Annotated in this window: 23 protein-coding genes and 1 pseudogene; 7 read left to right on the forward strand and 17 right to left on the reverse strand. The window is 74.0% G+C overall.

What is annotated here, in order from left to right; translation table 11 throughout:
• Positions 1-28: 28 nt before the first annotated feature.
• Entirely contained in the window at positions 29-1,918 is a 1,890-nt protein-coding gene (locus AB0F03_RS00885) for an anthranilate synthase family protein (protein ID WP_361984860.1), read from the forward strand.
• A gap of 68 nt (positions 1,919-1,986) precedes the next feature.
• Here the strand turns inward: AB0F03_RS00885 and AB0F03_RS00890 are convergent, their stop codons facing one another.
• The 4 genes from AB0F03_RS00890 to AB0F03_RS00905 all read right to left on the reverse strand — a co-directional run bounded on the left by AB0F03_RS00890 (position 1,987) and on the right by AB0F03_RS00905 (position 5,873).
• Positions 1,987-3,015 carry a 6-phosphofructokinase gene (locus AB0F03_RS00890; protein ID WP_361984862.1) on the reverse strand — a complete coding sequence of 343 codons (1,029 nt, stop codon included), beginning with the start codon at positions 3,013-3,015 and terminating at the stop codon, positions 1,987-1,989.
• Between the two features lie 108 nt (positions 3,016-3,123).
• Positions 3,124-3,801 carry a response regulator transcription factor gene (locus AB0F03_RS00895; RefSeq protein ID WP_361984865.1) on the reverse strand — a complete coding sequence of 226 codons (678 nt, stop codon included), beginning with the start codon at positions 3,799-3,801 and terminating at the stop codon, positions 3,124-3,126.
• Positions 3,798-5,042, reverse strand: a complete 1,245-nt coding sequence (locus AB0F03_RS00900; RefSeq protein ID WP_361984867.1) for a DUF5931 domain-containing protein — start codon at positions 5,040-5,042, stop codon at positions 3,798-3,800. Before AB0F03_RS00900 ends, AB0F03_RS00895 begins: the two co-directional genes overlap by 4 nt.
• A gap of 60 nt (positions 5,043-5,102) precedes the next feature.
• Positions 5,103-5,873, reverse strand: coding sequence for a lysophospholipid acyltransferase family protein (locus AB0F03_RS00905; protein WP_361984870.1), 771 nt, complete (start codon positions 5,871-5,873; stop codon positions 5,103-5,105).
• Between the two features lie 102 nt (positions 5,874-5,975).
• Here AB0F03_RS00905 and AB0F03_RS00910 point away from each other — a divergent pair, with 102 nt between their 5' ends.
• The gene (locus AB0F03_RS00910; protein WP_361984872.1) at positions 5,976-6,755 is read left to right on the forward strand and encodes an alpha/beta fold hydrolase; all 780 of its coding nucleotides are present in this window, start codon (positions 5,976-5,978) and stop codon (positions 6,753-6,755) included.
• Positions 6,748-7,371 carry a hypothetical protein gene (locus AB0F03_RS00915; protein WP_361984875.1) on the forward strand — a complete coding sequence of 208 codons (624 nt, stop codon included), beginning with the start codon at positions 6,748-6,750 and terminating at the stop codon, positions 7,369-7,371. The genes AB0F03_RS00910 and AB0F03_RS00915 overlap by 8 nt, the downstream gene beginning before the upstream one ends.
• Positions 7,372-7,465: 94 nt before the next feature.
• Here AB0F03_RS00915 and AB0F03_RS00920 read toward each other — a convergent pair whose 3' ends face one another.
• The 6 genes from AB0F03_RS00920 to AB0F03_RS00945 all read right to left on the reverse strand — a co-directional run bounded on the left by AB0F03_RS00920 (position 7,466) and on the right by AB0F03_RS00945 (position 12,822).
• Positions 7,466-8,218 carry an endonuclease/exonuclease/phosphatase family protein gene (locus AB0F03_RS00920; protein WP_361984878.1) on the reverse strand — a complete coding sequence of 251 codons (753 nt, stop codon included), beginning with the start codon at positions 8,216-8,218 and terminating at the stop codon, positions 7,466-7,468.
• 458 nt (positions 8,219-8,676) lie between these two features.
• Positions 8,677-9,630 (reverse strand): ROK family glucokinase, encoded by a 954-nt coding sequence (locus AB0F03_RS00925; RefSeq protein ID WP_361984881.1) that lies wholly within the window; start codon positions 9,628-9,630, stop codon positions 8,677-8,679.
• Between the two features lie 67 nt (positions 9,631-9,697).
• Positions 9,698-10,186, reverse strand: a complete 489-nt coding sequence (locus tag AB0F03_RS00930; protein ID WP_361984884.1) for a DUF5304 domain-containing protein — start codon at positions 10,184-10,186, stop codon at positions 9,698-9,700.
• 57 nt (positions 10,187-10,243) lie between these two features.
• Positions 10,244-11,416: an ArsA-related P-loop ATPase gene (locus AB0F03_RS00935; protein WP_361984887.1), complete on the reverse strand. Its 1,173-nt coding sequence runs from the start codon at positions 11,414-11,416 to the stop codon at positions 10,244-10,246.
• Positions 11,417-11,460: 44 nt separating this feature from the next.
• The gene (locus AB0F03_RS00940; RefSeq protein WP_356820656.1) at positions 11,461-11,904 is read right to left on the reverse strand and encodes an SRPBCC family protein; all 444 of its coding nucleotides are present in this window, start codon (positions 11,902-11,904) and stop codon (positions 11,461-11,463) included.
• 120 nt (positions 11,905-12,024) lie between these two features.
• Positions 12,025-12,822, reverse strand: coding sequence for a metallophosphoesterase (locus AB0F03_RS00945; RefSeq protein WP_361984890.1), 798 nt, complete (start codon positions 12,820-12,822; stop codon positions 12,025-12,027).
• 298 nt (positions 12,823-13,120) lie between these two features.
• On the opposite strand from AB0F03_RS00945, the gene AB0F03_RS00950 reads away from it, so the two are divergent.
• On the forward strand, positions 13,121-14,917 hold the full coding sequence (locus AB0F03_RS00950) for an AMP-dependent synthetase/ligase (protein WP_361984893.1): 1,797 nt from the start codon (positions 13,121-13,123) through the stop codon (positions 14,915-14,917).
• A 194-nt stretch (positions 14,918-15,111) separates the two neighbouring features.
• Here AB0F03_RS00950 and AB0F03_RS00955 read toward each other — a convergent pair whose 3' ends face one another.
• On the reverse strand, positions 15,112-16,254 hold the full coding sequence (locus tag AB0F03_RS00955) for a glycosyltransferase family 4 protein (RefSeq protein ID WP_361984896.1): 1,143 nt from the start codon (positions 16,252-16,254) through the stop codon (positions 15,112-15,114).
• Between the two features lie 143 nt (positions 16,255-16,397).
• On the opposite strand from AB0F03_RS00955, the gene AB0F03_RS00960 reads away from it, so the two are divergent.
• Positions 16,398-17,633 carry a glycosyltransferase 87 family protein gene (locus AB0F03_RS00960; RefSeq protein WP_361984899.1) on the forward strand — a complete coding sequence of 412 codons (1,236 nt, stop codon included), beginning with the start codon at positions 16,398-16,400 and terminating at the stop codon, positions 17,631-17,633.
• Here the strand turns inward: AB0F03_RS00960 and AB0F03_RS00965 are convergent.
• From AB0F03_RS00965 to AB0F03_RS00990, 6 genes and pseudogenes are all read right to left on the reverse strand, one after another.
• Positions 17,594-17,809 (reverse strand): annotated as a pseudogene (locus AB0F03_RS00965) (MATE family efflux transporter); the annotation flags it as partial. The gene AB0F03_RS00960 and the pseudogene AB0F03_RS00965 overlap by 40 nt on opposite strands.
• 65 nt (positions 17,810-17,874) lie before the next feature.
• Positions 17,875-19,077 (reverse strand): hypothetical protein, encoded by a 1,203-nt coding sequence (locus AB0F03_RS00970; RefSeq protein ID WP_361984902.1) that lies wholly within the window; start codon positions 19,075-19,077, stop codon positions 17,875-17,877.
• Positions 19,078-19,103: 26 nt separating this feature from the next.
• Positions 19,104-20,114 carry an NlpC/P60 family protein gene (locus tag AB0F03_RS00975; RefSeq protein WP_361984905.1) on the reverse strand — a complete coding sequence of 337 codons (1,011 nt, stop codon included), beginning with the start codon at positions 20,112-20,114 and terminating at the stop codon, positions 19,104-19,106.
• 242 nt (positions 20,115-20,356) lie between these two features.
• Positions 20,357-21,391: an NlpC/P60 family protein gene (locus tag AB0F03_RS00980; RefSeq protein ID WP_361984908.1), complete on the reverse strand. Its 1,035-nt coding sequence runs from the start codon at positions 21,389-21,391 to the stop codon at positions 20,357-20,359.
• A gap of 212 nt (positions 21,392-21,603) precedes the next feature.
• Entirely contained in the window at positions 21,604-22,947 is a 1,344-nt protein-coding gene (locus AB0F03_RS00985) for an NYN domain-containing protein (RefSeq protein ID WP_361984911.1), read from the reverse strand.
• Positions 22,948-22,992: 45 nt separating this feature from the next.
• A complete protein-coding gene (locus AB0F03_RS00990; RefSeq protein WP_356820636.1) occupies positions 22,993-23,232 on the reverse strand; it encodes a hypothetical protein in 240 nt (79 codons plus the stop codon).
• 153 nt (positions 23,233-23,385) lie between these two features.
• Between AB0F03_RS00990 and AB0F03_RS00995 the strand changes: the two genes are divergently transcribed.
• Together AB0F03_RS00995 and AB0F03_RS01000 are read left to right on the forward strand one after the other, a co-directional pair.
• Positions 23,386-24,180, forward strand: a complete 795-nt coding sequence (locus AB0F03_RS00995) for a rhomboid family intramembrane serine protease (RefSeq protein WP_361984914.1) — start codon at positions 23,386-23,388, stop codon at positions 24,178-24,180.
• On the forward strand, positions 24,177-24,458 hold the full coding sequence (locus AB0F03_RS01000; RefSeq protein ID WP_121789193.1) for an Lrp/AsnC ligand binding domain-containing protein: 282 nt from the start codon (positions 24,177-24,179) through the stop codon (positions 24,456-24,458). Before AB0F03_RS00995 ends, AB0F03_RS01000 begins: the two co-directional genes overlap by 4 nt.

Consider the following 24,458-nt stretch of genomic DNA (forward strand, 5'->3'; position numbering starts at 1 on the left):
GTCACACGATCGAGAAGGAAACCGACCCGTGCGCCTGAAGGACCTGCTCCGCGACCCCCGCCCCTTCGCCCTGCTCCGCCGCCGCACCCCCGGCCGCGACGAGCGGACGGTGGAGGTGCTGCTCGGGCCGGTGACCCGCCGCGAGCGGCTTGCCGACCTGCCGGACGAGGGGCTCGCCCTCGTTCCGTTCGGGCAGATCCGCGAGCGCGGCTTCGACGTCCGCGACGACGGCACGCCGCTGCTCGTCCTCACCCCCGAGGAGACGCACACTCTGCCCCTGGACGAGGTCCTCGCGCAGCTGCCCGCGCACGACGTACGGGTCGAGGACGGCGGATTCGACGTGGCCGACGAGGAGTACGCGCGGATCGTCGGCCGCGTGCTGCGCGAGGAGATCGGCCGGGGCGAGGGCGCGAACTTCGTGATCAGGCGCACGTACGAGGGCCGCATCCCCGGCTTCGGCCGCGCCGACGCGCTGGCGCTGTTCCGGCGGCTGCTCGCGGGCGAACGTGGCGCGTACTGGACGTTCGTCGTGCACACCGGGCCGGAGGCGGGCGGGCGGACGCTGGTCGGCGCCAGCCCCGAGGTGCACGTCCGGATGTCCGGGGGGACGGTCGTGATGAACCCGATCAGCGGGACGTACCGCTATCCCGCCGGGGGCCCGACGCCGGAGCACCTGCTCTCCTTCCTCGCCGACCGCAAGGAGACCGAGGAGCTGTCGATGGTCGTCGACGAGGAGCTGAAGATGATGTGCACCGTCGGCGACATGGGCGGGGTCGTCGTCGGCCCGCGGCTGAAGGAGATGGCGCATCTGGCGCACACCGAGTACGAGCTGCGCGGCAGGTCCTCCCTGGACGCGCGGGACGTGCTGCGGGAGACCATGTTCGCGGCGACCGTCACCGGCTCGCCGGTACAGAACGCCTGCCGGGTGATCGAGCGGTACGAGCCCCTCGGACCGGACGGCACGGGCCGCGGGTACTACGCCGGTGCGCTGGCGCTGCTCGGCCGGGACTCCGGGGGCGCACAGACCCTCGACTCCCCCATCCTGATCCGCACCGCCGACATCGGCGCCGACGGCCGGGTGCGCGTCCCGGTCGGGGCCACGCTGGTGCGGGGCTCGGACCCGGCCGGCGAGGTCGCGGAGACCCACGCCAAGGCGGCGGGCGTGCTGGCCGCCCTCGGGGTCCGGCCGGCCGCGCCGCGCACGGAGCACGGGCGGCCCCGGCTCGCCGACGACCCGCGGGTGCGGGCCGCGCTGGACGGGCGGCGGGCCGCGCTCGCCCCGTTCTGGCTGCGGATGCAGGACCGCGCCCCGGAGCCCACCGGCCAGGCCCTCGTGGTCGACGGCGAGGACACGTTCACCGCGATGCTGGCGCACGTGCTGCGCTCGGGCGGCCTCGGGGTGAGCGTGCGGCGCTACGACGAGCCGGGGCTGCGGGCGGCCGTGCTCGCGCACGAGGGACCGGTGGTGCTCGGTCCCGGCCCCGGCGACCCCCGCGACGCGGCCGACCCCAGGATGCGGTTCCTGCGGGCGCTCACGGCCGACGTGCTGCGGGAGCACCGGCACGGGGTGCTGGGCGTCTGCCTGGGCCATGAGCTGATCGCCGCCGAGCTGGGCCTGGACCTCGTCCGCAAGGAGGTGCCCCTCCAGGGGGCGCAGACGGTGATCGACCTGTTCGGGCGGCCGGAGACCGCCGGCTTCTACAACAGCTTCGCCGCCCGCTGCGACGACGGGGCGGCCCGCGGGCTGGCCGCCCGCGGCGTCGAGGTGAGCCGGGCGGCGAACGGCGAGGTGCACGCGCTGCGGGGGCCCGGGTTCGCCGGGGTGCAGTTCCACCCGGAGTCGGTCCTCACCCTGAACGGCGCGGCGGTCGTCCATGAGCTGCTCGACGGGCTGCGCGGGGCGCGTGTGACGCCGTAGACGCGAGCGGGACGGCGTGGGCCGGGCGGGCCCGGGGACCGTGCGCGGTTCCCGGGCCCGGCCGGGCCTCAGCCGAAGAACACGCCGACCTCCCGGTACAGCTCCGGGTCCACCGTCTTCAGCCTGGCCGTCGCCTCGGCGAGGGGGACGCGGACGATGTCGGTGGCGCGCAGGGCGACCATCGTGCCGAAGTCGCCGTCGTGGACGCAGTCGACGGCGTGCAGCCCGAAGCGGGTGGCGAGCCAGCGGTCGTAGGCGCTGGGGGTGCCGCCGCGCTGGACGTGCCCGAGGACCGTGGTGCGGGCCTCCTTGCCGGTACGGCGCTCGATCTCCTTGGCCAGCCACTCGCCCACGCCGGACAGCCGGACGTGCCCGAAGGAGTCCAGCGACCCGTCCTTGAGCACCATGGCCCCGTCCTTGGGCATGGCGCCCTCGGCGACGACCACGATCGGCGCGTACGACGCCCGGAAGCGGGAGGTCACCCAGCCGCAGACCTGCTCGATGTCGAAGCGCTGCTCGGGGATGAGGATGACGTTGGCGCCGCCGGCCAGGCCCGAGTGCAGGGCGATCCAGCCGGCGTGCCGGCCCATCACCTCCACCACCAGGACCCGCATGTGGGACTCGGCGGTGGTGTGCAGCCGGTCGATGGCCTCGGTGGCGATGTTGACGGCGGTGTCGAAACCGAAGGTGTAGTCGGTGGCGGACAGGTCGTTGTCTATCGTCTTGGGCACCCCGACGCAGGGCACCCCGTACCCGTCGGACAGTTGCGCGGCGACGCCCAGGGTGTCCTCGCCGCCGATCACGACGAGGGCCTGGACGTCCAGCTCGGCCAGGTTGTCCTTGATCCGGCGGATGCCGTTCTCCTCCTTGAGGGGGTTGGTCCGCGAGGAGCCGAGGATGGTGCCGCCGCGGGGCAGGATGCCGCGCACCGCGGGGATGCCGAGAGGGACGGTGCCGCCTTCGAGGGGGCCGCGCCAGCCGTCCCGGAAGCCGACGAAGTCATAGCCGTACTCCTGCACGCCCTTGCGGACGATGCCCCGGATGACGGCGTTGAGCCCGGGGCAGTCGCCGCCTCCGGTCAGTACTCCGACCCGCATGGGAAAATCCCTTCTCCGCGGTTGCCTGACGACCGGTCACGCTAATGGTGAGTCAGGTCACACGGGAGGGGCGGGGACGGGTGATTCCGGCGCACGGCCCCGCGCGCGCTACGCGTCGTCGAGCCCGCGCTCGATCGCGTACCGCACCAGCTCCACCCGGTTGTGCAGCTGGAGCTTGCCCAGGGTGTTCTGGACGTGGTTCTGCACCGTGCGGTGGGAGATGACGAGGCGTTCGGCGATCTGCTTGTAGCTCAGTCCCTTCGCCACCAGCCGCAGCACCTCCGTCTCCCGGTCCGTCAGCCGCGGCGCGCCCGGCTCACCGGCGTCCGGGGCGGGCGCGGGCTCGGCGGCCAGCCGCCGGTACTCGCCGAGGACCAGACCGGCCAGGCCGGGCGTGAACACCGGGTCGCCGGCGGCGGTACGGCGCACCGCGTCCAGCAGTTCCTCGGTGGAGGCGGACTTCAGCAGGTAGCCGGTCGCGCCGGACTTCACGGCCTCCAGCACGTCCGCGTGCTCGCCGCTCGCGGAGAGCACGAGGACCCGCAACGCCGGGTTGTGGGCGACCAGTTCCCTGCACACCTGGACACCGGGCTTGGCGGGCAGGTTGAGGTCCAGGACCAGGACGTCGGGAGCGGCGGCCCTGGCGCGGCGGACCGCCTGCTCGCCGTCGCCGGCGGTGGCGACCACCTCCATGCCGGACTCGGCCAGATCCCGGGCGACCGCGTCCCGCCACATCGGATGGTCGTCCACCACCATGACCCTGATCAGGTCCCGCTGCTCCGTCATCGCTGCTCCGCCTTCCTCCCCCGCGCCCGCACGGCGCCCTTGGGTACCTTCAGTTCGACTTCCGTGCCCTGCCCCGGGACCGAGACGACGTCGGCGCTGCCGCCGAGGTCGCGCAGCCGGCCCCGGATCGACAGGGCCACCCCGAGCCGCCCCTCGCCCTCGGCCTCGGCGAGCCGGCCCGCGGGGATGCCGGGGCCGTCGTCCCGGACGGTGACGACGACCTCGCCCGGCTCGTCCTCCACCAGGATCCAGGCCCGCGCCTGCGGTCCGGCGTGCCGGCGCACGTTGTCCAGGGCGGCCCCGACGGCGGCGGCCACCTCCCGGGCCACCGCCGGGGGCAGCGGCACCGGGGCGCCGGGCTCGGCGAGGGCGACCCGGGCGCAGGCGTACGGGGCGAGCAGGCAGCGCAGGTCGACCGGGCCGGCCGATCCGTCCTCGTCCGCCACCTCGACGGCGCGGACGACGGCTCCGGCCGCCGCGTCCCCCGACACCCGCGACACCCGCGACACCGGCACCGGACCGCCCGACACCAGCGTGCGCAGCGCCACCTCCTGCTCCCCGGCCAGCCGGCCCAGCTCGGCCGCCTCGCCGCCGAGGGCCGTGCCGCGCCGCTTCACCATCGCCAGCACCTGGAGCACGCCGTCGTGGATGTCCCGGGCCAGCCGCTCCCGCTCCCGGGTCGCGGCCTCGATCTCCAGGGCGCGGGCGAGGGTGCGTTCGGAGGCGCGGGCCACCTCCACGACGTAGCCGATCGCGATGGAGGCGACCCAGACGAGGACGACGTTGTGCACGGTGTCCCGGGCGGGGTGGCCGCGCTCGGCCAGGTTGGCGGCGGCCACGGCCGTGGAGGCGACGGCCGCCCAGCGCCAGCCGCCCTTGATGGCGAAGGCCAGCACCGCGCCTGCCGTCCATATCGACGGCAGGGTGGGGCCGCCGCCCGCGATCCGCTCGTGGCTGTCGGCGAGCGGGGTGAGCAGGATGCCGGCGAGGGCGACGGCCAGGTCGGCGGCCAGGAAGCCCCGGGTGCAGCTCGCCGCGTTCGCCACCCTGGGCAGGGTGGCGAGGGTCCACACCACCAGGACGGCGTAGTAGCCGACGGCGATCCAGGGCCGGACGAACTGGCCGTACGCGGTGGCGCACAGGCCGATGGCGTACAGCGTGGTCAGGACGCGGTAACCGGCCAGCGCGCGCCACAGCGGCAGCTCGACCGACATCCGTACGACGCGCTCGCGCTTGGGCATGTCCCCCGGTCCCCCCGATGTCCCCCCGGCTCCCGGACCCCCCGTCCGGGAACCGCCCGGCTACTTCTCGGCCTTCTCGGCCGTCTCCACCCTCTCGGCCGTCCCGGCCTTCTCCGCCTTTTCCTTGGCCGCCTTCGCCGCCTTCGCCGCGTCCGCGATCTGCCGTTTGGCGGCGGTGGCGTACATGTCGACGTACTCCTGGCCGGACAGCTTCATGATCTCGTACATGACCTCGTCGGTCAGCGCGCGCAGGACGAACCGGTCGTGTTCCATGCCCTGGTAGCGGCTGAAGTCCATGGGCTTGCCGATGCGGATGCCGGGCCGCATCAGCTTCGGCACGACCTTGCCGGGCGGCTGGATCTTCTCCGTGTCGATCATGGCGACCGGGATGACCGGCGCGCCGGTGGCGAGTGCCACGCGCGCGAGGCCGCCGGGCTTGCCCCGGTACAGCCGCCCGTCGGGCGAACGGGTGCCCTCGGGATAGATGCCGAACAGCTCGCCGCGCTCCAGGACCTCCATGCCGCTCCTGACCGCCGCCTCGCCGGCGCCGCGCGACCCGGAGCGGTCCACCGGGAGCTGGCCCACGCCCTTGAAGAAGGCCGCGGTGAGACGGCCCTTCACACCCGGGGTGGTGAAGTACTCGGCCTTGGCGATGAAGGTCACCTTGCGGTCCAGCACGGCCGGCAGGAAGAACGAGTCCGAGAAGGACAGGTGGTTGCTGGCCAGGATGGCGGGACCCTCGGCCGGAATGTTCTCCATGCCTTCCACCCAGGGCCTGAAGGCGACCTTCAGCGGGCCTCCGATGGCGACCTTCATCGTGCCGTACAACACCCGTGTGCCTCCCGTTTCCGTCGAACAGACCATAACCCGGGGGACCGTCAATGGGCCCGACGACCCTGGTCGGTGTCAGTGCGGTCGCGTACGGTGAAGCACATGCCAGTTCTCCCCGGAGCCGAGCCGTACCGCCACCAGGGCGGGGAGGTGGGGGTTCTCCTCTGCCACGGCTTCACCGGCTCGCCCCAGTCGCTGCGCCCGTGGGCCGAGCACCACGCGGCCCATGGCCTGACCGTCTCCCTCCCGCTGCTGCCCGGCCACGGCACCCGTTGGGAGGACATGCAGCTCACGGGCTGGCAGGACTGGTACGCGGAGGTGGACCGCGAACTGCGCGTCCTCACCGAACGCTGCTCCCGGGTGTTCGTCGCCGGCCTGTCGATGGGCGGTGCGCTGGCCCTCCGGCTCGCCGCGCGGCACGGCGAGCGGGTCACGGGCGTGGTGGTCGTCAACCCCGCGAACAAGGTGCACGGCCTGTCGGCGTACGCCCTCCCGGTGGCCCGGCACCTCGTGCGGACGACGAAGGGCATCGCCAGCGACATCGCGAAGGAGGGCGCGGCCGAGCTGGGGTACGACCGGGTGCCGCTGCACGCGGCGCACTCGCTGCGGGTGTTCCTGCGCCGGCTGGACGGCGAGCTGCCGCAGGTCACCCAGCCGTTGCTGCTGCTGCGCAGCGCGCGGGACCATGTCGTGCCGGCGGCCGACGCGGCCCGGGTGCTGAGCCGGGTGTCGTCCACGGACGTGACCGAGAGCGTGCTGGAACACAGCTACCACGTGGCGACGTTGGACCTGGACGCGGACCGGATCTTCGAGGAGAGCCTCGCTTTCATCGGCCGGCTCGCACCCAGTGTCGGCAAGGAAGGGACGGCCGCAGTTGGCTGAGCACGACTCCGGCCGGGAGGACCGGGAGCCGGACGAGCAGGGGGTGCCCTTCGACGAGGACGCCGCCTGGCGGGCCATCGTCGCCGGGTACGGCCAGGAGCCGCCGGATCCGCCCGGCGCCCGGCCCTTCAAGGCGGTGGAGGACCTCGCGCTGCTGGAGAAGAACAGCGGGCCGGACACCGCGGGGAACGCCGGGACGGACGCGGGCCCGGACACCGGTACGGACACCGCCGAGGACGGCGAGGGCGACGACGCGGGCCGGCGGCCCGCCCGGCCGCTGGGCGGCTCGGTCTCCTTCGCGGTCGGGGTCGGCCCGCGCGACCACACGCCCGCCGAGCCGTCCGACGACGACTTCGGCGAGGACGACGAGGGCCACTTCGTGCCGCCGGAGCCGCCGCCGCTGCCGGCCGCCGACACCACCTCCAGGTTCGCCTGGCTGGGTGTCGTCGGCGGCCCGGTGCTGCTCCTGCTGGCGGTGCTGCTCGGCTGGGACATGACCTGGTGGCTGGCGACCCTCGGCATCGGCGGCTTCCTCGGCGGTTTCGCGACGCTGGTGACGCGGATGCGGACGGACGACGACGAGGAGGACGGCCCCGGGCGCGGGGCCGTGGTCTGACAGCGGCGTGGGGCCGTGGTCTCCAGCGGCTTGGGGCCGTGGTCTGACAGCGGCGTGGGGCCGTGGTCTGACAGACACCGGCGCGGGTCCCGTCTCAGGCGGCGGGGACCCGCAGCGCGGCCAGCACCGGGAGGTGATCGGTGGCCGCGGTCAGGTCGGCGTGCGTGACGCCCGGCTGGTCCAGCGGGACGCCGCAGCCGAGCACCTCGATGCCTCCGGTCGCGAAGACCGCGTCGATGCGCTGCCGGGGGTCGGCCGGGGTGGAGGTGAACTCGCCGCCCCAGGGTGCCGTGGTCCGGCAGTCCTGGAGGCGGGCGGCGAGACGGCGGAAGGTGTCGCCGTCGGGGCGCTCGTTGAGGTCGCCGCCCGCGACGGCGTGGTCCACCCCGAGCCCGTCGAGACGTTCCAGCAGCTGGGCGCCCTGGTCGCGGCGCTCCTTCTGGTTCAGGCTGAGGTGGCAGCTGATCACGCCGAGACGGACGCCGCCGAACCGGACCACCGCCGTGGCGAGACCGCGGCGGTGCAGGCCGGGGGTGAGCGGGAACAGGACGTCCTCCGTGCGCTCCACCGTGGCCCGCAGCGTGCACAGGACAGCCGGCCCCGCCGCCGTGGCACCACCGGTCAGGACGACCTGGCCGGAGGCCGCGGCGAGCCGGGCGAGCTTCTTGCGCCAGCGGAAGAAACGGGGGGCCTCCTGCACGAGGACCAGGTCGGGGGCGCAGGCGGTGATGACACGGGCGAGCGCGTCCGTGTCGTCGCGCATCGACCGGATGTTGTAGCTCAGGACCCGGATGACCGCGGAACCATCGGGCTCCGTGCGCGAGTTGGGAAGCAGCGGAGTTGCCATGCCGTCAATTTACGCCGCGTGGGGCGCGTGGGGCTCGGGCCGCCGCGCGCCGCATGCGCGCGAACCTCGCGCGGCCCGGGTGTGGGTTCCGGGGCCGGACTGCGGGACGGGTCCGAGCGCGGGCCCTTTGGGCGAGGCCCAGGTGTCGGGCCGGGAGCGGGCCCGAACCGGAGACCGAGCACCGAACTCCGGGCCGAGCGCGCGACCCGGGCGAGGGCCGGGGGCCGGACCGGGGCGGGTACGCACGCAAGGGCCGGGCGCCGACGCAGGTGCCAGGTCGGAGCGCGACCCCCTGGCGAGGGCCGGGCGCCGGACCGGGGACGAGCCCGGGTGTGAGCTCCGGGGTCGAACACCGGCGGCAGGGCCCGGGGGCCCCGGCCGCGGTGGGGCGGGGTTCGGCCGGGTCGGCGCCCGCGTTCCCGGGTCGGGCGCGGGCGCCGTGGCTCGTGCGGTGGGTGTTACATGATCGGGTCGGGCTCGCGGGCCAGGTCCGCCGCGCCGACCATGCCGGCCTTGTTGCCGAGCTGGGCCGCGATCACGTCGGCCACCGGGCGCCAGTTGCCGCCGACCAGCCAGCGCTTGTACGACTTGCGGATCGGGTCCAGGACCAAGTCACCCTCGTCGGAGAGGCCGCCGCCGACGATGAAGGCGGAGGGGTCGAAGAGGGACGCCAGGTCGGCGAGGCCGGCGCCGGCCCAGCGGGCCAGCTCGCGGTAGGAGTCCACGGCCACCGGGCAGCCCTGGCGGGCGGCCATGGAGATGTGCTTCCCCTCGATGCCGTCGGGGGTGCCGTCGCCGAGCGACAGCAGCACCTCGGCACGCTCGGGAGTGGCGTTGGCACGCTGCTTGGCGTAGCGGACCAGGGCGCGGCCGGAGGCGTACTGCTCCCAGCAGCCCTGCGAGCCGCAGCCGCACAGCAGGCCGTCCGGGACCATCCGGATGTGGCCGAACTCGGCGGCCACGCCGAAGTGGCCGCGGCGCAGCTTGTTGCCGATGATGATGCCGCCGCCGAGGCCGGTGCCGAGCGTGATGCAGATGACGTTGCGGTGGCCCTTGCCGGCCCCGAACCTGTACTCGCCCCAGGCGGCGGCGTTGGCGTCGTTCTCGACCACGACGGGCAGTCCGGTGCGGGCCTCGACCTTCTCCTTGAGCGGCTCGTTGCGCCAGTCGATGTTGGGCGCGAAGTACACCGTGGAGCGCTGCCGGTTGACGTATCCGGCCGCGCCGATGCCCACACCGACGATCTCGTGCCCGGCGCGCGCGCCCTCCACCGCCGAGGCGATGGCGTCCACGATGGCCTCGGGCGTGGTGGGGGTCGGCACCTTGAAGGTCGAGAGGATGTTGCCTTCCTCGTCGACCACGCCGGCCGCGATCTTCGTGCCGCCGATGTCGACGCCGATGGTGAGTCCCATGAATCCCTCAGTTCCGGTCGAGCCCCGCTACGGCCAACCGTACCCGAGGCCCTGCCGTGGCAGGGCTTCAGTCCAGGTCGATGCGTTCTCCCGGACCGGTGCCCTCGTCCCCGTCGGACCGGCCCGGCCCGTCGGGCCCGTCGCCGGCCTGTCCGGCCGAGCGGGCGGTCCAGCGGCGCTCCTGGGCCTGGACGGCCGAGCGGTAGGCGGCGAGCAGCTCACCGCCGGCCGCGGCGAGATGGTCGAACACGTCCGGGTTGCGCTCCACGACGGGTTCGACGGCGGCCTTCGCCTGCTCGACGACCTGCCGCACCACCTGCTGCGCGGCGGGTCCGGCGAGGGGGCCGAGCAGGGGTGAACGCAGGCCGGACAGCTTGTCGGCGACCGTGTCCACGAGCTTCCTCAGCTCCTCGGCCGCGGAGCCCGGCGGCGGGCCGTGTCCGGTGTGGCGGCGGGCCTTCTCGGCGGCGAGGTCCTCGGCACAGGCCGTGGCCCAGGCGTCGGCGTCGGTCGCCCGCGGCTCGTCCGGTTCGGGTGCGGGGCGCTCTTCGCTCATGGCGGACTCCTGACGACGGTTCGCCCTTACGACGTTACCCGAACGGACGTGCCCCGTTCACCGTCCGGCGGCGGGCCACAGCCCGGGATCGGGGGCGAACCGGATGCGCAGCTCGCCCTCGCGGAGCGCGGCCCCGGCGACGGTGCAGCGGCGCAGGGCGGACGGCAGCGGCACGATCCGGCGGAACGGGCCCGCGGTGATCAGGAGTTCGTCGCCGCGCCGGACCAGGTCCAGGTCGTCCCGTACCGCGCCGGGCAGCGGGAGGTGCCAGACGAGTACGCCGTCCTCGGCGGTCCGGTCGGTGACGGGCCACTCGACCGGGGTGGGCGCGGGGTTGACGCCGGGTACGGCGAGGGCCTCCAGGTCGTCGGTGCCGTGCGGGTCGCGTCCGAGGTGGGGCACGGGGTGGACGTCGTACGGCTCCTCCCGCCAGCCGTCGAGGGTCTTGCGCTGCTGGGCGAGGAGCCCGGCGAGCCAGTCGCCCCCGGCCTCGGGCAGGACCCGGTTGGCGATCAGGGCCTCGGTGCCCAGGCCGCGCAGGGCGAGGCCGAGGCGTGCGGCGCGGACGGCGTCGGCGCCGGCCGGGCCGGGTTCGGCGACCAGGCGTACGGCGGTGTTCCGGTCGGCGAGGACGGCCTGCACGGCGGCGAGTTCTACGTCCCAGCGGGCCGCCGTCTCGTACAGCCATGCGGCGGGCATGGGGACGCCGGCCAGCCGGCCGAGGACCGGGCGCAGGGCGCGGGCGGCCTGCCGCTCGGGCGGCAGCAGGCGGCGCAGGTAGCGGCGCAGTTCCTCGGGCAGGGCGAGCAGGGCGAGGGCCTGCGGGAGGGGCGGGAGGTCGACGACGAGGAGGTCGTAGCGCTCGGAGAGGGCCGCGTCCCGCAGGGCGCGCAGGAAGGACAGTTCCTCGGCGCCGGGCAGCGGGGTGACCTCCTCGGCGTCCAGGCGGGCGGCGCCGAGGAGGTCGAGGACGTTCGCGGCGCGGGTCTGGAAGGCGGTGAGGTCCTCGCGGAAGCGGGCGGACGCGTCGGGCCGCCAGGCGGTGAGGCGCTCGGCGGCCCCGGCGGGGTCCGGTCCTGTCGCGGCGCCCAGTGCCGTGCCCGGGGTGTCGGTGCGGTCGGCACTCAGCAGGAGGGTGCGGTGTCCCTCGCGGGCGGCGGTGAGCGCGGTGGCGGCGGCGATCGTCGTACGGCCGCTGCCGCCGGGGCCCGTGATCAGGATGGTGCGCATGGAGGTGAACGCTACCGTCGTGCGCGCGGCGGGCGCCGGGCCGGCTACGCGTCCCCGGACTCGACGCGCTTCTTCAGTCCCGCGAGCGCGCGGTCGATGATGACCTTCTCGGCCTTGCGCTTGATCATGCCCAGCATGGGGATCTTCACGTCGACCGTCAGCCGGTAGGTGACCTCGGTGGCGCCCGCGCCGGCCGGCTTCAGCAGGTAGGAGCCGTCCAGGGAGCGGAGCATCTGGGACTTGACGAGGGTCCAGGAGACCTCGTGGTCACCCGTCCAGGTGTAGGCGAGGGTCTGGTCGTCCTTGATGGCGCCGGCGTCCATGACGAGGCGGACCCGCTCGGCGCGGCCCTGGCCGTCGGTCGCGAGGACCTCGGCCTCCTTCACCTCGCCGGTCCAGTCCGGGTAGCGCCCGAAGTCGGCGATCACCGCCATGACGTCGGCCGGGGCCGCCTCGATCGTGATGCTCGAACTGGTGTGTTCCGCCATCGTCGTGGCTCCTCCGGATGCGGGCCGTGTGGAGAGGTGTGCGCGCCGGTCTGCGCACGTGTGTGCAGCGTGAAGGCTACCGCGCCACCGCGCCGCCGCCGTCACCCCGCCTGCGTGGCCTCACCATTCGAGCGCCCAGGGCGTGCCGGTGCCGGCGAAGTGCCCCACGTTGACGCACTCGGTGGCGCCGATCCGCATCCGGGGGGCCAGCGGCTGGTGCACGTGTCCGAACAGCGCGTACCGCGGCCGGGTGCGGCGGATGGCGTCCAGCAGGGCGCGGCTGCCCCGCTCGAAGCGGCGCGCGACGGTGTCGTAGACCAGCTCGGGCACCTCCGGCGGGATGTGGGTGCACAGGACGTCGACCTCGCCGACCGCCTCGATCTTCGCGGCGTACTCCTCGTCGCCGATCTCGTAGGGCGTGCGCATCGGGGTGCGCAGGCCGCCGCCGACGAAGCCGAAGGTCCGGCCGCCGATCTCGACGCGTTCGCCGTCGAGGACCGTGGTGCCGGGCCGGGCGTACTCCGGCCACAGGGCCGGCATGTCGACGTTGCCGTAGGTGGCGTAGGTGGGGGTGGGGAACGCGGCGAACAGTTCCGCGTACTGCTTGCGCACCGCCCGCTCGATGGCGGCGGCCCGGTCGGCGCCGATGCCGCTCCACAGCCGGGCGCCGAAGGCGCGGGCCTCCTCGAAGCGGCGGGCGGTGCGCAGCTCGACGATGCGGTCGGCGTTCTCCGTGCCGAACAGGTCGGGGAAGATGCCGCGGGAGTGGTCGGCGTAGTCGAGGAAGAGGACGAGGTCGCCCAGGCAGATCAGGGCGTCGGCACCCTCGCCGGCCCGGGCCAGGTCACGGGCGTTGCCGTGGACGTCGCTGACGACGTGGACGCGGGTCCGCCCGCTGCCGGTGCGTGTGGATGCCATGGCGATCAAGCGTAGGCGGAGCGCCGCACCTGTGAACAGTGCCGGTCAGGCGCTCGGTTACTCGCCGGTCGGATCGGCCGTCGACTAATGTGCGCGAAGGAACGCCCCCGTGTGTGACGCAGCGAACATCTGCCCTGGCCCCCCTGTCCTAGACGGCATACCGGCGGGTAACGTCCGGGCAGTCCAGTCGTGCTCAGGATTTCAACATGTGAATTCCGTGAGCACTTGCCCGAGCCTTGGACCGCACCGTCGCATCGCACAACGTCGTGGCGCCGGCGCCCTATGAGGAGCAGCAGTCTTGCGCGAGTTCAGCCTTCCGGCTTTGTACGAGGTCCCCGCGGACGGGAATCTGACCGACATCGTCCGCAGAAACGCCGCGCAGCATCCCGACGTCGCCGTGATCGCCCGCAAGACGGGAGGTGTCTGGCAGGACGTGACCGCCCGGACGTTCCTCGCCGAGGTGCACGCCGCCGCCAAGGGGCTCATCGCCGCCGGGGTGCAGCCGGGCGACCGGGTGGGCCTGATGTCCCGCACGCGTTACGAGTGGACGCTGCTGGACTTCGCGATCTGGAGCGCGGGCGCGGTCACCGTGCCGGTGTACGAGACCAGCTCGCCGGAGCAGGTGCGGTGGATCCTGTCCGACTCGGGTGCCACCGCCTGCGTCGTGGAGCTGGACGCTCACGCGGCGGCCGTCGAGTCGGTGCGCGAGTCCCTGCCCGCGCTGAAGCACGTCTGGCAGATCGAGGCCGGCGGTGTGGAGGAGCTGGGGCGGCTCGGCCAGGACGTGTCGGAGCAGACGGTCGAGGAGCGCGGCTCGCTGGCCAGGGCCGACGACCCGGCGACCATCGTGTACACGAGCGGTACGACCGGGCGGCCCAAGGGCTGTGTCCTCACCCACCGCAGCTTCTTCGCCGAGTGCGGGAACGTCGTGGAGCGGCTGCGTCCGCTGTTCCGCACCGGCGAGTGTTCCGTCCTCCTCTTCCTGCCGCTGGCGCACGTCTTCGGGCGGCTGGTGCAGATCGCGCCCATGATGGCGCCGATCAAGCTGGGCTGCGTCCCGGACATCAAGAACCTCACGGACGAGCTGGCCGCGTTCCGGCCGACGCTGATCCTCGGTGTCCCGCGGGTCTTCGAGAAGGTCTACAACTCGGCGCGGGCCAAGGCGCAGGCGGACGGCAAGGGCGCGGTCTTCGACAAGGCCGCCGACACCGCGATCGCCTACAGCAAGGCGCTGGACAGCCCGTCGGGTCCGCCGCTGGGCCTGAAGATCAAGCACAAGGTGTTCGACAAGCTGGTCTACAGCAAGCTGCGCGCGGTCCTGGGCGGCCGGGGCGAGTACGCCATCTCCGGCGGCGCCCCGCTGGGCGAGCGGCTCGGACACTTCTTCCGGGGCATCGGCTTCACCGTGCTGGAGGGCTACGGCCTGACCGAGTCCTGCGCGGCGACCGCGTTCAACCCGTGGGACCGGCAGAAGATCGGCACGGTCGGGCAGCCGCTGCCCGGCTCGGTGGTGCGGATCGCGGACGACGGCGAGGTGCTGCTGCACGGCGAGCACCTGTTCAAGGAGTACTGGAACAACCCGGACGCGACCGCGGTGGCGCTGGCGGACGGCTGGTTCCACACCGGTGACATCGGCACCCTCGACGAGGACGGCTATCTGCGGATCACCGGCCGGAAGAAGGAGATCATCGTCACGGCGGGCGGCAAGAACGTGGCCCCGGCCGTGATCGAGGACCGGATCCGGGCGCACGCGCTGGTCGCGGAGTGCATGGTGGTGGGCGACGGGCGGCCGTTCGTGGGCGCGCTGGTCACCCTCGACGAGGAGTTCCTGGACCGCTGGTGCGCCGAGCACGGCAAGCCGGCGGGCTCGACCGCGGCGTCGCTGCGCGCGGACGCGGATCTGATCGCCGCGGTCCAGGCGGCCGTGGACGACGGCAACGCCGCGGTGTCGAAGGCGGAGTCGGTGCGCAAGTTCCGCATCCTGCCGTACCAGTTCACGGAGGAGTCGGGCCATCTCACCCCGTCGCTGAAGCTCAAGCGGCACGTGGTGGCGAAGGACTACGCGGACGAGATCGAGGCCATCTACGCCAAGTGAGCCCGCCCGACGGCGCGGTGTCCTCGGTGAGGACCCGCGCCGTCACGCTGTCCGGCTGACGGGGCATCACATTCGGTGCGTGGCAAGCGCGCCGGCTGCGGGCGCCCGGTCACCGCCGGCCGTGCGGGCGGGTCTGGGGATCACGGCCGGCCGGACGGGCCGGACCGGGGATCACGGCCGGCCGTGCGGGCGGTTCACAGCAGGGCCTTCAGCTTCTCCGCCAGCAGGTCCCAGCGCCACTTCTCCTCCACCCACCGCCGGCCGCGCTCGCCCATGCGGCGGCGCAGCTCGGGGTCCTGGAGCAGGACGACGATCCGCTCCGCGGTCTGCTCGGCCGAGCCGCCCCGGACGACCCAGCCCGTCTCCCCCTCCAGTACCGCGTCCGGCGCGCCGCCCGAGTCGCCCGCGACGACCGGCAGGCCCGTGGCGGACGCCTCCAGGTAGACGATGCCGAGGCCCTCCACGTCCAGGCCGCCGCGGCGGGTGCGGCACGGCATGGCGAACACGTCCCCGGCGCCGTAGTGCGCGGGCAGCTCGGCCCAGGGCACGGCCCCGGTGAAGCGGACCGAGGCCGCGACCCCCGTCTCGTGGGCGAGGCGGCGCAGGTCCTGCTCGTAGGGGCCGCCGCCGACGACGAGCAGCACGGTGTCCGGCTCGGCGGCGAGGATGCGGGGCATGGCCCGGATCAGGGTGTCCTGGCCCTTGCGCGGCACCAGCCGGGAGACGCAGACCACGACCGGCCGGTCGGTGAGGCCGAGCCGCGCGCGGACCTCGCCGCCGCCGGAGCCCGGGTGGAAGGTCTTCTCGTCGACCCCGGGCGGCAGCTGAGCCATCCGCCGGGCCGCCGCCGGGGTGAGCGCGGTGGCGATCCGGGAGCGGGTGTACTCACCGAGGTAGGTGACCGTGTCGGTGCTCTCCCCGATCCGGCGCAGCAGCTGCCGGGCGGCGGGCAGCTGGGCCCAGCCGGCCTCGTGCCCGTGGGTGGTGGCCACCAGCCGCTCGGCGCCGGCCCCGCGCAGCGCGGGCGCCATGAGTCCGAGCGGCGCCGCGGCCCCGAACCACACCGAGGTGCAGCCGTGCTCCCGCAGCAGCCCGGCCGCCCGCCGGGTCACCCGCGGGGTGGGCAGCAGCATCGTCGTACGGTCGCGGACGACGGTGAAGGGCTGCTCGGCGTCGAACGCGGCGGTGGCCTCGGCGCCCTCCGGGCCGCGCTTCCAGGTGGAGGCGTACACGACAAGCCGGTCGGGTTCCAGGCGCAGCGCCATGTTGTGCAGGAAGGCCTGGATCCCGCCCGGGCGGGGCGGGAAGTCGTTGGTGACGATCAGGGTCTTGCGCATCGCCGCCGACCCTACCGAATCGCCCGTCCGGCGCCGGGCGCGGCCGGGTCCGTGGCAGCGCACAGGTACGCAGGACATCATGGTCGCCCGGGGCGGAATCGAACGGCGCGCCCGGGCGCCGGGGACGGACGACAGGGGTTCACGTGGAGACGAAGGCCGTCCGGCGGTTCCCGGCCCGGCCGCTGGCGGCCTGGGGCGTCACCCGCGGGGTGCTGCTGCTCGCCGTCTTCGGGGTGTACGCCTTCCCGGGCCCGGACGTCACCTCGGACGTGTCGGTGATCTACCGCGGCTGGTACGAGGTGCTGCGCCACGGAACGTTTCCGCTGGACGACGTGACCTGGCAGTACCCGCCCGCCGCCGCCCTCGCCGTCCTCTCCCCCGCCGCCCTGCCGTTCCTGTCCTACCCGCACGCCTTCTTCCTGCTGGCGTTCCTCGCCGACGCCGCCGTGCTGGCCGCGCTCCTCGTCGCGGGCGGGCGCCCCGGCCGGTCGCCGCGCGGGGCCTGGGCGTGGGTGGCGGGCGTGCCGCTGCTCGGGCCGACGGTGTACGCCCGCTACGACGTGATGGTGACCGCGGTGGCCGTGGCGGCGCTGCTCGCCGGGACCCGGCACCCCCGGGTGCTGGGCGCGCTGGCCGCGTTCGGCGCGCTGCTGAAGGTGTGGCCGGTGCTGCTGCTGGCCGGGGCCGTGCGGAGGGCCTGGCGGACGGCGGCGGTGACCGCGGCGGGCCTGGCGGCGCTGTTCGCGGTGTCCATGCCGGGCGCCTTCGCGTTCCTGGCCTTCCAGCGGGAGCGGGGCACCGAGGTGGAGTCGCTGGGCGCGCTGGTCTTCCATGTGGCCCGGCACTTCGGCTGGGAGGGGCAGGTGCTGCTGAACTACGGCTCGATCGAGTTCCTCGGCCCGTACGTGGACCGGGTCAGCACGGCCGCGCTGGCGCTGACCGTGGCCGCGTTCGGCTGGCTGCTGCTGTGGCGGCTGCGCGCGGGCCTGTTCCCGGCGCACGTCCTCGCCGAGGCGGCCCTCACGGCGGTGCTGCTGTTCACGGTGACCAGCCGGGTGATCAGCCCGCAGTACCTGGTGTGGCTGGTCGGCCTGGCCGCCGTGTGCCTGTCGCACCGGGCCAGCCGCATGACGGCGCCCGCGGTGCTGGTCGTCCTCGCGTCCTTCGTGACGGTCCTGGAGTTCCCGATCGGCTTCTCGCACGTGGTGGCGAGCGACTGGTACGGCGTCGCGCTGCTGGCGGTCCGCGACGGCCTGCTGCTCGCGGCGGCCCTGACGGCGGCCCGCCGCCTGTGGTCCTCGACCGTCCCCCACGCCATGCCCACCGCCCCCTTCCCTTCTCAGACCACCCGCACGAAGGAAACGCCCCTCTCCTCCTGACGCCCGGTCCGCCGCATCAGCACCCCCACGACCACGCACTGCACGGCCATCGCGAGCGCCGGCGCCAGGCAGATGCCGGGCAGCCCGAGTCCGGAGAGGGCACAGGCGAGCGGCAGCTGGACGGCGGTGCCGGGCAGGGTGACCCGCGGCAGCGCGGACGCCGACCCACTGCCCTCGTGCTGCGGCCGGCCCGGGCCGGGGGGCGCCGAGCGGGAGTGGTTGCGGGAGGCTGTGGGCGGGCTCAGTCGAGTTGTGCCGTGACGTATCGCCGCCAGCGTGCGGTGAAGTCCCGCGGGGTCGTGCCGAGTACCTCCCGCAGTGCATCCTCGACCGCCCCCGGCCGTTTCCCGTGGGCGCCGACGGCCCGGTAGAAGGCGCCCAGGCGGGCCGTGCCCCACTGTCCGGCGATCATCCGGCAGGCCAGCCAGCCGCCCTCGTAGGCGCGCGCCAGGTCGGTCGGGTCGCTGGTGAAGCCGAAGTCCCGGTCGGCGGGGAGGGTGGCCGGCAGCTCGTCCTGCCGGACGGCCCGGGCGAGTTCCGGGGCGGCCTCGGCCGGGGTGCGCCCGGTGTCCAGGTAGCCGATCCAGTCGGCATAGCCCTCGGAGAGCCACAGCGGGGTGGCGGCGGTGGTCTGCGCCCGGGTGGCGACATGGGTGGTCTCGTGGGTGAGCACGACCTGCTTGCCGAGGTCACCGAGGACCGCGTACGCCTCCGGGTTGACCACCACCCGGTCGGCGGGGGCCGCGCCGGCGGGCCCGGCCGGGGTCGCGCTCACCTCGCCGGTGGTGACGGCGGCGATGCCCCGGTAGGTGGCGGCCGGCGAGCCGAGCAGGGCCGCCATCCCCGCCAGGGACCGCGGGACCAGGACGACGACCCGGCGGCTCCAGCCGGCGCCCCAGGCCCCGGAGACGGCCGGGACCGCGCGGTCGGCCAGCCGGGCGTACGTCCGCAGGCCGGCGGCGGACCCGCCGGCGCCGAGCACCAGGCTGTGCGCGCCCCGCACCACGGTCACCGTGCCCTGGTCCCACAGCTGCTGCCCGGCCCTGCCGGCGGGCCGGTCGGCGGTGACGTACCAGCGGCCGCCGGCGGTGCGGGCGAGGGTGAGGGTACGGCGGGCGCCGACGGAGGCCCGGTCGTAGCCGGCGACGCGGTAACGCAGGTCGGCGTCGGCGGTGGCGCCGGTGCCGGTGCGCCGCAGGCCGGTGACCCGGTAGCTCCAGGAGGCCAGCGGGAGGGCGCGCAGCCGGGTGTACTCGGTGCGGGCGCCCGTCGCGCCGTACGCCCTCTCGTCGTGGCCGAGCAGGGCCGCCGCGCGCCGGTCGAGCATCCGCTGCACCTCGGCCCCGGCCGGGTCGGCCGCGGGCCCGCCGCGGCACCCGGCAAGGGGCAGCAGCAGAGCCAGTCCCACCGCTCCGACACCCCATGCCCGCCTGCGACCAGCCACTTCCCGATCGTACGGCGAGCGGGCGGTCAGGGTCTGGTGACCGAGGAGACGGGCATCATCCCGACCGGGTCGTAGCGCACCGGGGCGCCGGGGTAGGGCGCGTGGATGACCTGGCCGTTGCCGACGTACATCGCCACGTGGCTGGCGTCGGAGCGGTACACGACCAGGTCGCCGGGGCGGGCCTGGGAGAGCGGGACCTGCCGACCGGCGAAGCGCTGCGCCTGCGAGGTGCGCGGCAGGTGGATGCCCGCGTGCGCGTACGACCACTGCACCAGGCCCGAACAGTCGAACCCGGAGGGGCCGTTGGCGCCCCACACGTAGGGGCGGCCGAGGGCGGAGCGGGCGGCGGCCAGGGCCGCGGCGGCGCGGCCGTCGGCGGCGACGGCACCGACCGGGCCGGGCAGGCCCGCGCGGCTGCCCCGGGAGGCCCGGTCGTAGGCGGCGCGCGCGGCGGCGGGCAGCGCGTTGATCAGCTGCCGGGCCCGGGCGAGCTTCTGCTCCACGGTCCGCTTGTGGGCGGCCACCGCCCTGCGGCTGCGCTCCAGTTCGGCGAGCTTGCCGGTCGCCTCCGCGCGTTCCTGGGCCAGGTCGCGCAGCGCGGACTGCAACTGGCGGAGCTGGCCCGCCTGCCGGCTGCCGATGCGGTCGAGGGTGGACGCCTTGTCGAGGTAGTCGTCGGGGTCGTCGGAGAAGAGCAGGGCGACCGCCGGGTCGATGCCGCCGGCGCGGTACTGGGCGCCGGCCAGCGAACCCAGCCGCTCCCGCAGGGTGTTGATGCGCTGCTGCTGGCGGGCGATGTGGTCCTGCGCGTCGCGGACCTCCCGGCGCAGCACCCCGGCCCGCTCCCCGGCCCGGTCGTAGGCCTGGGTGGCCTTCTCGGCGGCCTCGTACAGACGGTCCACCTCGGCGCGGGTGTCGGCGTCCGGCGTCGCGTGCGCCGGTACGGCGCCGAGCGCGGCTGCCGCGGCCGACACCACGCACAGGGCGACGGAGCCCCGGTCGAAGCCGGACGGGGCGAGACGGCGATGAGAGCCCACGAGAAGCCGTGTTCCTTCCGCTGGCCTACAGGACACGTCCGCCCGGCGCCGGGGACGGGGAGACCCCGGCGCCGGGGAAACGCGGCAGACAGTAGCCGTGCGGAGGGGTCCGGGCCAAAGACCGCGGAGTCAACACAGGGTGACGCCCCGCCGCTGACGCAGGTCATGGGCGGGGCGTGACGTCAGTTCCGGTCACCGGGATTCGCTCGTTCGGGCGCCCCTCGTGTCCGTGTCGTACGGGGTCAGACCCGGACGCCGAACTGGAAGGGCATGTTGCCGATGGCCTCGTAGCGGACCACGGCACCGGTGTGCGGGGCGTGCAGGACCTGGCCGTTGCCGGCGTACAGGCCCACGTGGTGCAGGTCGCCGTAGAAGAAGACCAGATCGCCGACCTTCAGGTCACCGACGGAGCCGATCCGGGTGCCGATGTTCGCCTGCGCCTCGGAGGTGCGCGGGATGGACACGCCGGCCTGGGCGTAGGCCCAGGAGGTCAGGCCCGAGCAGTCGAAGGAGGAGGGGCCGGTGGCGCCGTAGACGTACGGCTTGCCGATCTGGGTCTGGGCGGCGGAGAAGGCCGCCGAGGCGCGCCCGGAGGCGGGCGGGGCGTCGCCGAGGTCCACACGCTCGGTGGAGGAGCGGTTGGCGCGCTGCTGCTCCTGCGCGAGCTGCGCCTTCTCCTTGGCGGTGAGGGTGTTCAGGAGCTTCTGCGCGGCGGCGAGCTTGCCCTGCACCTCCTGCTTCTTGCTGCCCAGCTCGGTGCGGGTGGCGGCGAGGTCCTTGAGCTTCTCGGTGGCCTCGGCCCGCTCCTGGGCGAGTTCGCGCTGTTTGTCCTGGATCTTCTTCAGCGCGTCGACCTGCTGACTGCTCAACTGGTCGAGGGTGGACGCCTTGTCGAGGTAGTCGTCCGGGTTGGAGGACAGGAAGAGCTGGACGGAGGCGTCGATGCCGCCGGAGCGGTACTGGGCGGTGGCCAGCGAACCCAGGCCGTCACGCAGCTTGTTGAGCTCCTCCTGGCCACGGGCGACATCGTCCTGGATGGTGGAGATGTCCTTCTGGAGCTTCTGCTGCTTCTCCTTGGCGCCGTTGTACTTCTCGGTCGCCTGCTCCGCCTGCTCGTAGAGCTTGTCGACCTTGGCCTTCACCTCGTCCTTGCTCAGCTTCTCGCTGGGGGCGGCGTTGGCGGCGTTCGCGCTGAGCGCGACGGCCGCGGCGGCTGCGGTGGTCAGCACGGTCACGCGGGTGCGACTGGGCTGCTTGGGTCGACGGTGGGACGCCACGGAGGACGAACTCCTTCTTGTGAGTGATCACCCGTTCGGAGGTTCGAGCCCAGACCCTAGTGACACAGTTGTGATCAGTTCAAATCCTCACAGGAAAAAACCCTGTCACGCCATGCATTCTTTGCACATAACTCACTTGTAGTGAGACCCGATTGACGCAACGTTGCGCGACGCAACGACCAATTCGGGCATGAGCGACGTCCGTTGGACCTTCAGGACAGTCGCTTCAGAAGTACCGCAGAAGCCACGGGACGGGCACCGGCCCTGGCGACCCCGTCGGCCACCTCGCGGTCCGTGGACGCGACGATGACCGGACGCCCCGGCGGCTCCGCGCGCACCAGCTGGCGGATCAGCTCGTCGGCCGTGACGCCCGGCTTGGAGAACAGCACCCGCACCCCGCGCGGCGGCGCGAGCAGCACCGGCGCGGCCAGTTCGGCGCCGTCGAAGACGCACGTCACCTCGGCCCCGGTCTGCGCGGCGAGCGCGGAGAGCTGGCCCAGCAGCCGGAGCCGCTGCTTCTCCAGCGGCATCTGCGGATAGCCGGTCTTGGTCACGTTGTAGCCGTCGACGACCAGATGCGCCTGCGGGAGTGCGAGGAGCTGGTCCAGGATGGCCGGATCGTGCTCGGACAGGGCCCGTGCCGCGATGTCCTTCGGGGTCATCCGGCCCGGTTCCACCGCGTCGACCGTCTCGGCCGGCCGCACGGACACCGGGGGCAGGGCGAGTTCGCGCCGCAGGCCCTGGGTCGCCTCCAGCAGGGTGTCGAGCAGCAGCCGTACCCGCATGTCCTCCACGCTGCGGCCCTCCCGGGCCGCCCGCCGGGTGGCCTCCAGCGCGGCCTCGGACTCGCTCAGCCTGGCCTTGAGCCGCCGCGACTCGCTGTCCGCGGCCGACACCCGCGCGTGCGCCTCGGCGCGCGCGGCGTCGATCTCGCCGTGCGCCTTGCGCAGCGCGGCCTCGCCCCGCTTGACGTCGCTGAGCGCGGCCCGCAGCTTGCGGTGCAGCGAGTCGGCTTCCTTCTTCGCCGACTCCAGCTCCGTGCGCAGCCGTTCGGTCTCGGCGCGGGTGTGGTCGCGGGCCTGCGCCAGCTCCGCGCGCAGCCGCTCCAGCTCGGCGCGGCTCTCCTCGCCGGCCCGCTCGGCGTCCGCGCGCTGGGCCTCCTCGCCGGCCGCGGTGACCAGCTTCACCCAGCCCGCCGGGCGCAGTACGTAGGCCGCGGCCGCCACGTCGAGCGGGTCCGCGGCCGGGGGCGGCGAGCCGGAGTCGAGGGCGCCGGCGAGTTCCGGCTGCGTCTCTCTGAACTTGTCGCCGATCCGCTGCCGGAACAGCGGATCGGTCTCCAGCGCCGCCGCCATCGCGTTGCCGGCGAACTTGGCCCGGCGGTTCGGGGCGAACCGGGCGTACTGCCGCAGCTGGGCGGGCAGTTCGGCCACCGTCAGCCCGCCGAAGGCGTCCGAGACGATCTGCACGACCCGCCGGCGCACGCCGTCGGGCAGCGGACGGTCAAGCACCTCAGCGGTGCCGTCGCCCGGCCCCCCGCCTGCGGTCTCCACCATCCGTCACACCCCAATACCGAAAAAGCCGCCCCGGGACCGCTCCGCTCAGGAGCCGTTGCCCGGCCTGTCCACGAGTTCCACCTGGTCCACCGCGTTGCACCAGCGGCAGCGCACCGACTCGATGGTCTCACTGACCACCTCGCGCTCCTCTACCGTGGGCTCACCGGCCAGGTCGAGGTGGACGTACTCGACGACCTTGGACGAACGGGTCACGTCGAAGCGGGTGAGGTTGCCGCACAGCGTGCAGCGCCATCGTGTCGTGGCCGTCGGCAGGGGAACCGTCATCGTGACCGTCCGCTTCCTTCTCGTGTCGTTACGCGCCGTTCCCCGGCGCGTGTGGCTCGTAACCCTACGGCCTGCCGGGTCCTCGCCGCCCGCGCGTCCAGGGCGGCGAGGCGGTCTGTCAGCTTGCGTCCCGTTACGTCATGCTCTGTAGTCATGATCAGCACCTGGAGCACGGCGGCCGGCAGGACCCTCAGAGCGGTCCGGGGCACCCCGGCACCGATCACGTACGGCCTCATCGTCCTGTGCTGCCTGATCTTCGTCCTGGGCCCCGCCTCCGGGCTCACCCCCGGGTACGGCACCGGGGACGCGCTGCTCGCCGCGCAGCGGACGTACTTCCGGCGCTGGGGCGTGGTGCCGGCCGTGCTGTTCGGCAGACCGGCCCGGGAGGCGCTCACCCCGGCCACCGCGCTGTTCGTGCACGGCGGCTGGGTCCACCTGCTCGGCAACATGCTCTTCCTCTTCGTCTTCGGGGCGATGACCGAGGAACGCATGGGCCGGGTGCAGTTCACCCTGTTCTACGTCGGCTGCGGATATCTCGCCCTGCTGGGCTACGCGGCCGCCAACGCCGCCTCCGAACAGTCGCTGGTCGGCGCCTCCGGGGCGATCTCGGCGGTCCTCGGAGCGTTCCTCTACCTGTTCCCCCGTGCCCGGGTGACCAGTCTTCTGCCGTTCCTGTTCTTCCTGCCGCTGCGCTTCCCGGCCTGGGTGGTGCTGCCGTTCTGGGCGGCGCTCCAGTGGTTCGCGGCGGGGCGGGCCTCCGACGGGCCCGGGGTGGCCTACCTCGCGCACCTGGTCGGGTTCGGTCTGGGGTTCGGCTACGCGTGGGTGCGCTACGGACGCGGGCGGAACCGCGCGGACGGAACCGGCGGGGCGGTGGTGGCGGACGGGCGGGCGACTAGAGTGAGGGCCGCACCAGCTCCGGTCACCGAGGGAGAGACACAGCCGTGATCACCGCGATCGTCCTGATCAAGACCAGCGTGGACCGGATCCCCGAGATCGCGGAGCGCATCGCCGCGCTGGAGAGCGTCAGCGAGGTCTTCTCGGTCACCGGCACCTACGACCTGATCGCCATGGTCCGGGTCGGGCAGCACGAGGACCTCGCCGAGATCATCCCCGGCCGGATCAGCAAGATCCCCGGCGTGGAGGCCACCGACACGCACGTCGCGTTCCGCACCTACTCCCAGCACGATCTGGAAGCGGCCTTCGCCATCGGCCTCGACAACTAG

The sequence above is a fragment of the Streptomyces sp. NPDC028722 genome (assembly GCF_040637655.1).
In the GTDB taxonomy this organism is placed as follows: domain Bacteria; phylum Actinomycetota; class Actinomycetes; order Streptomycetales; family Streptomycetaceae; genus Streptomyces.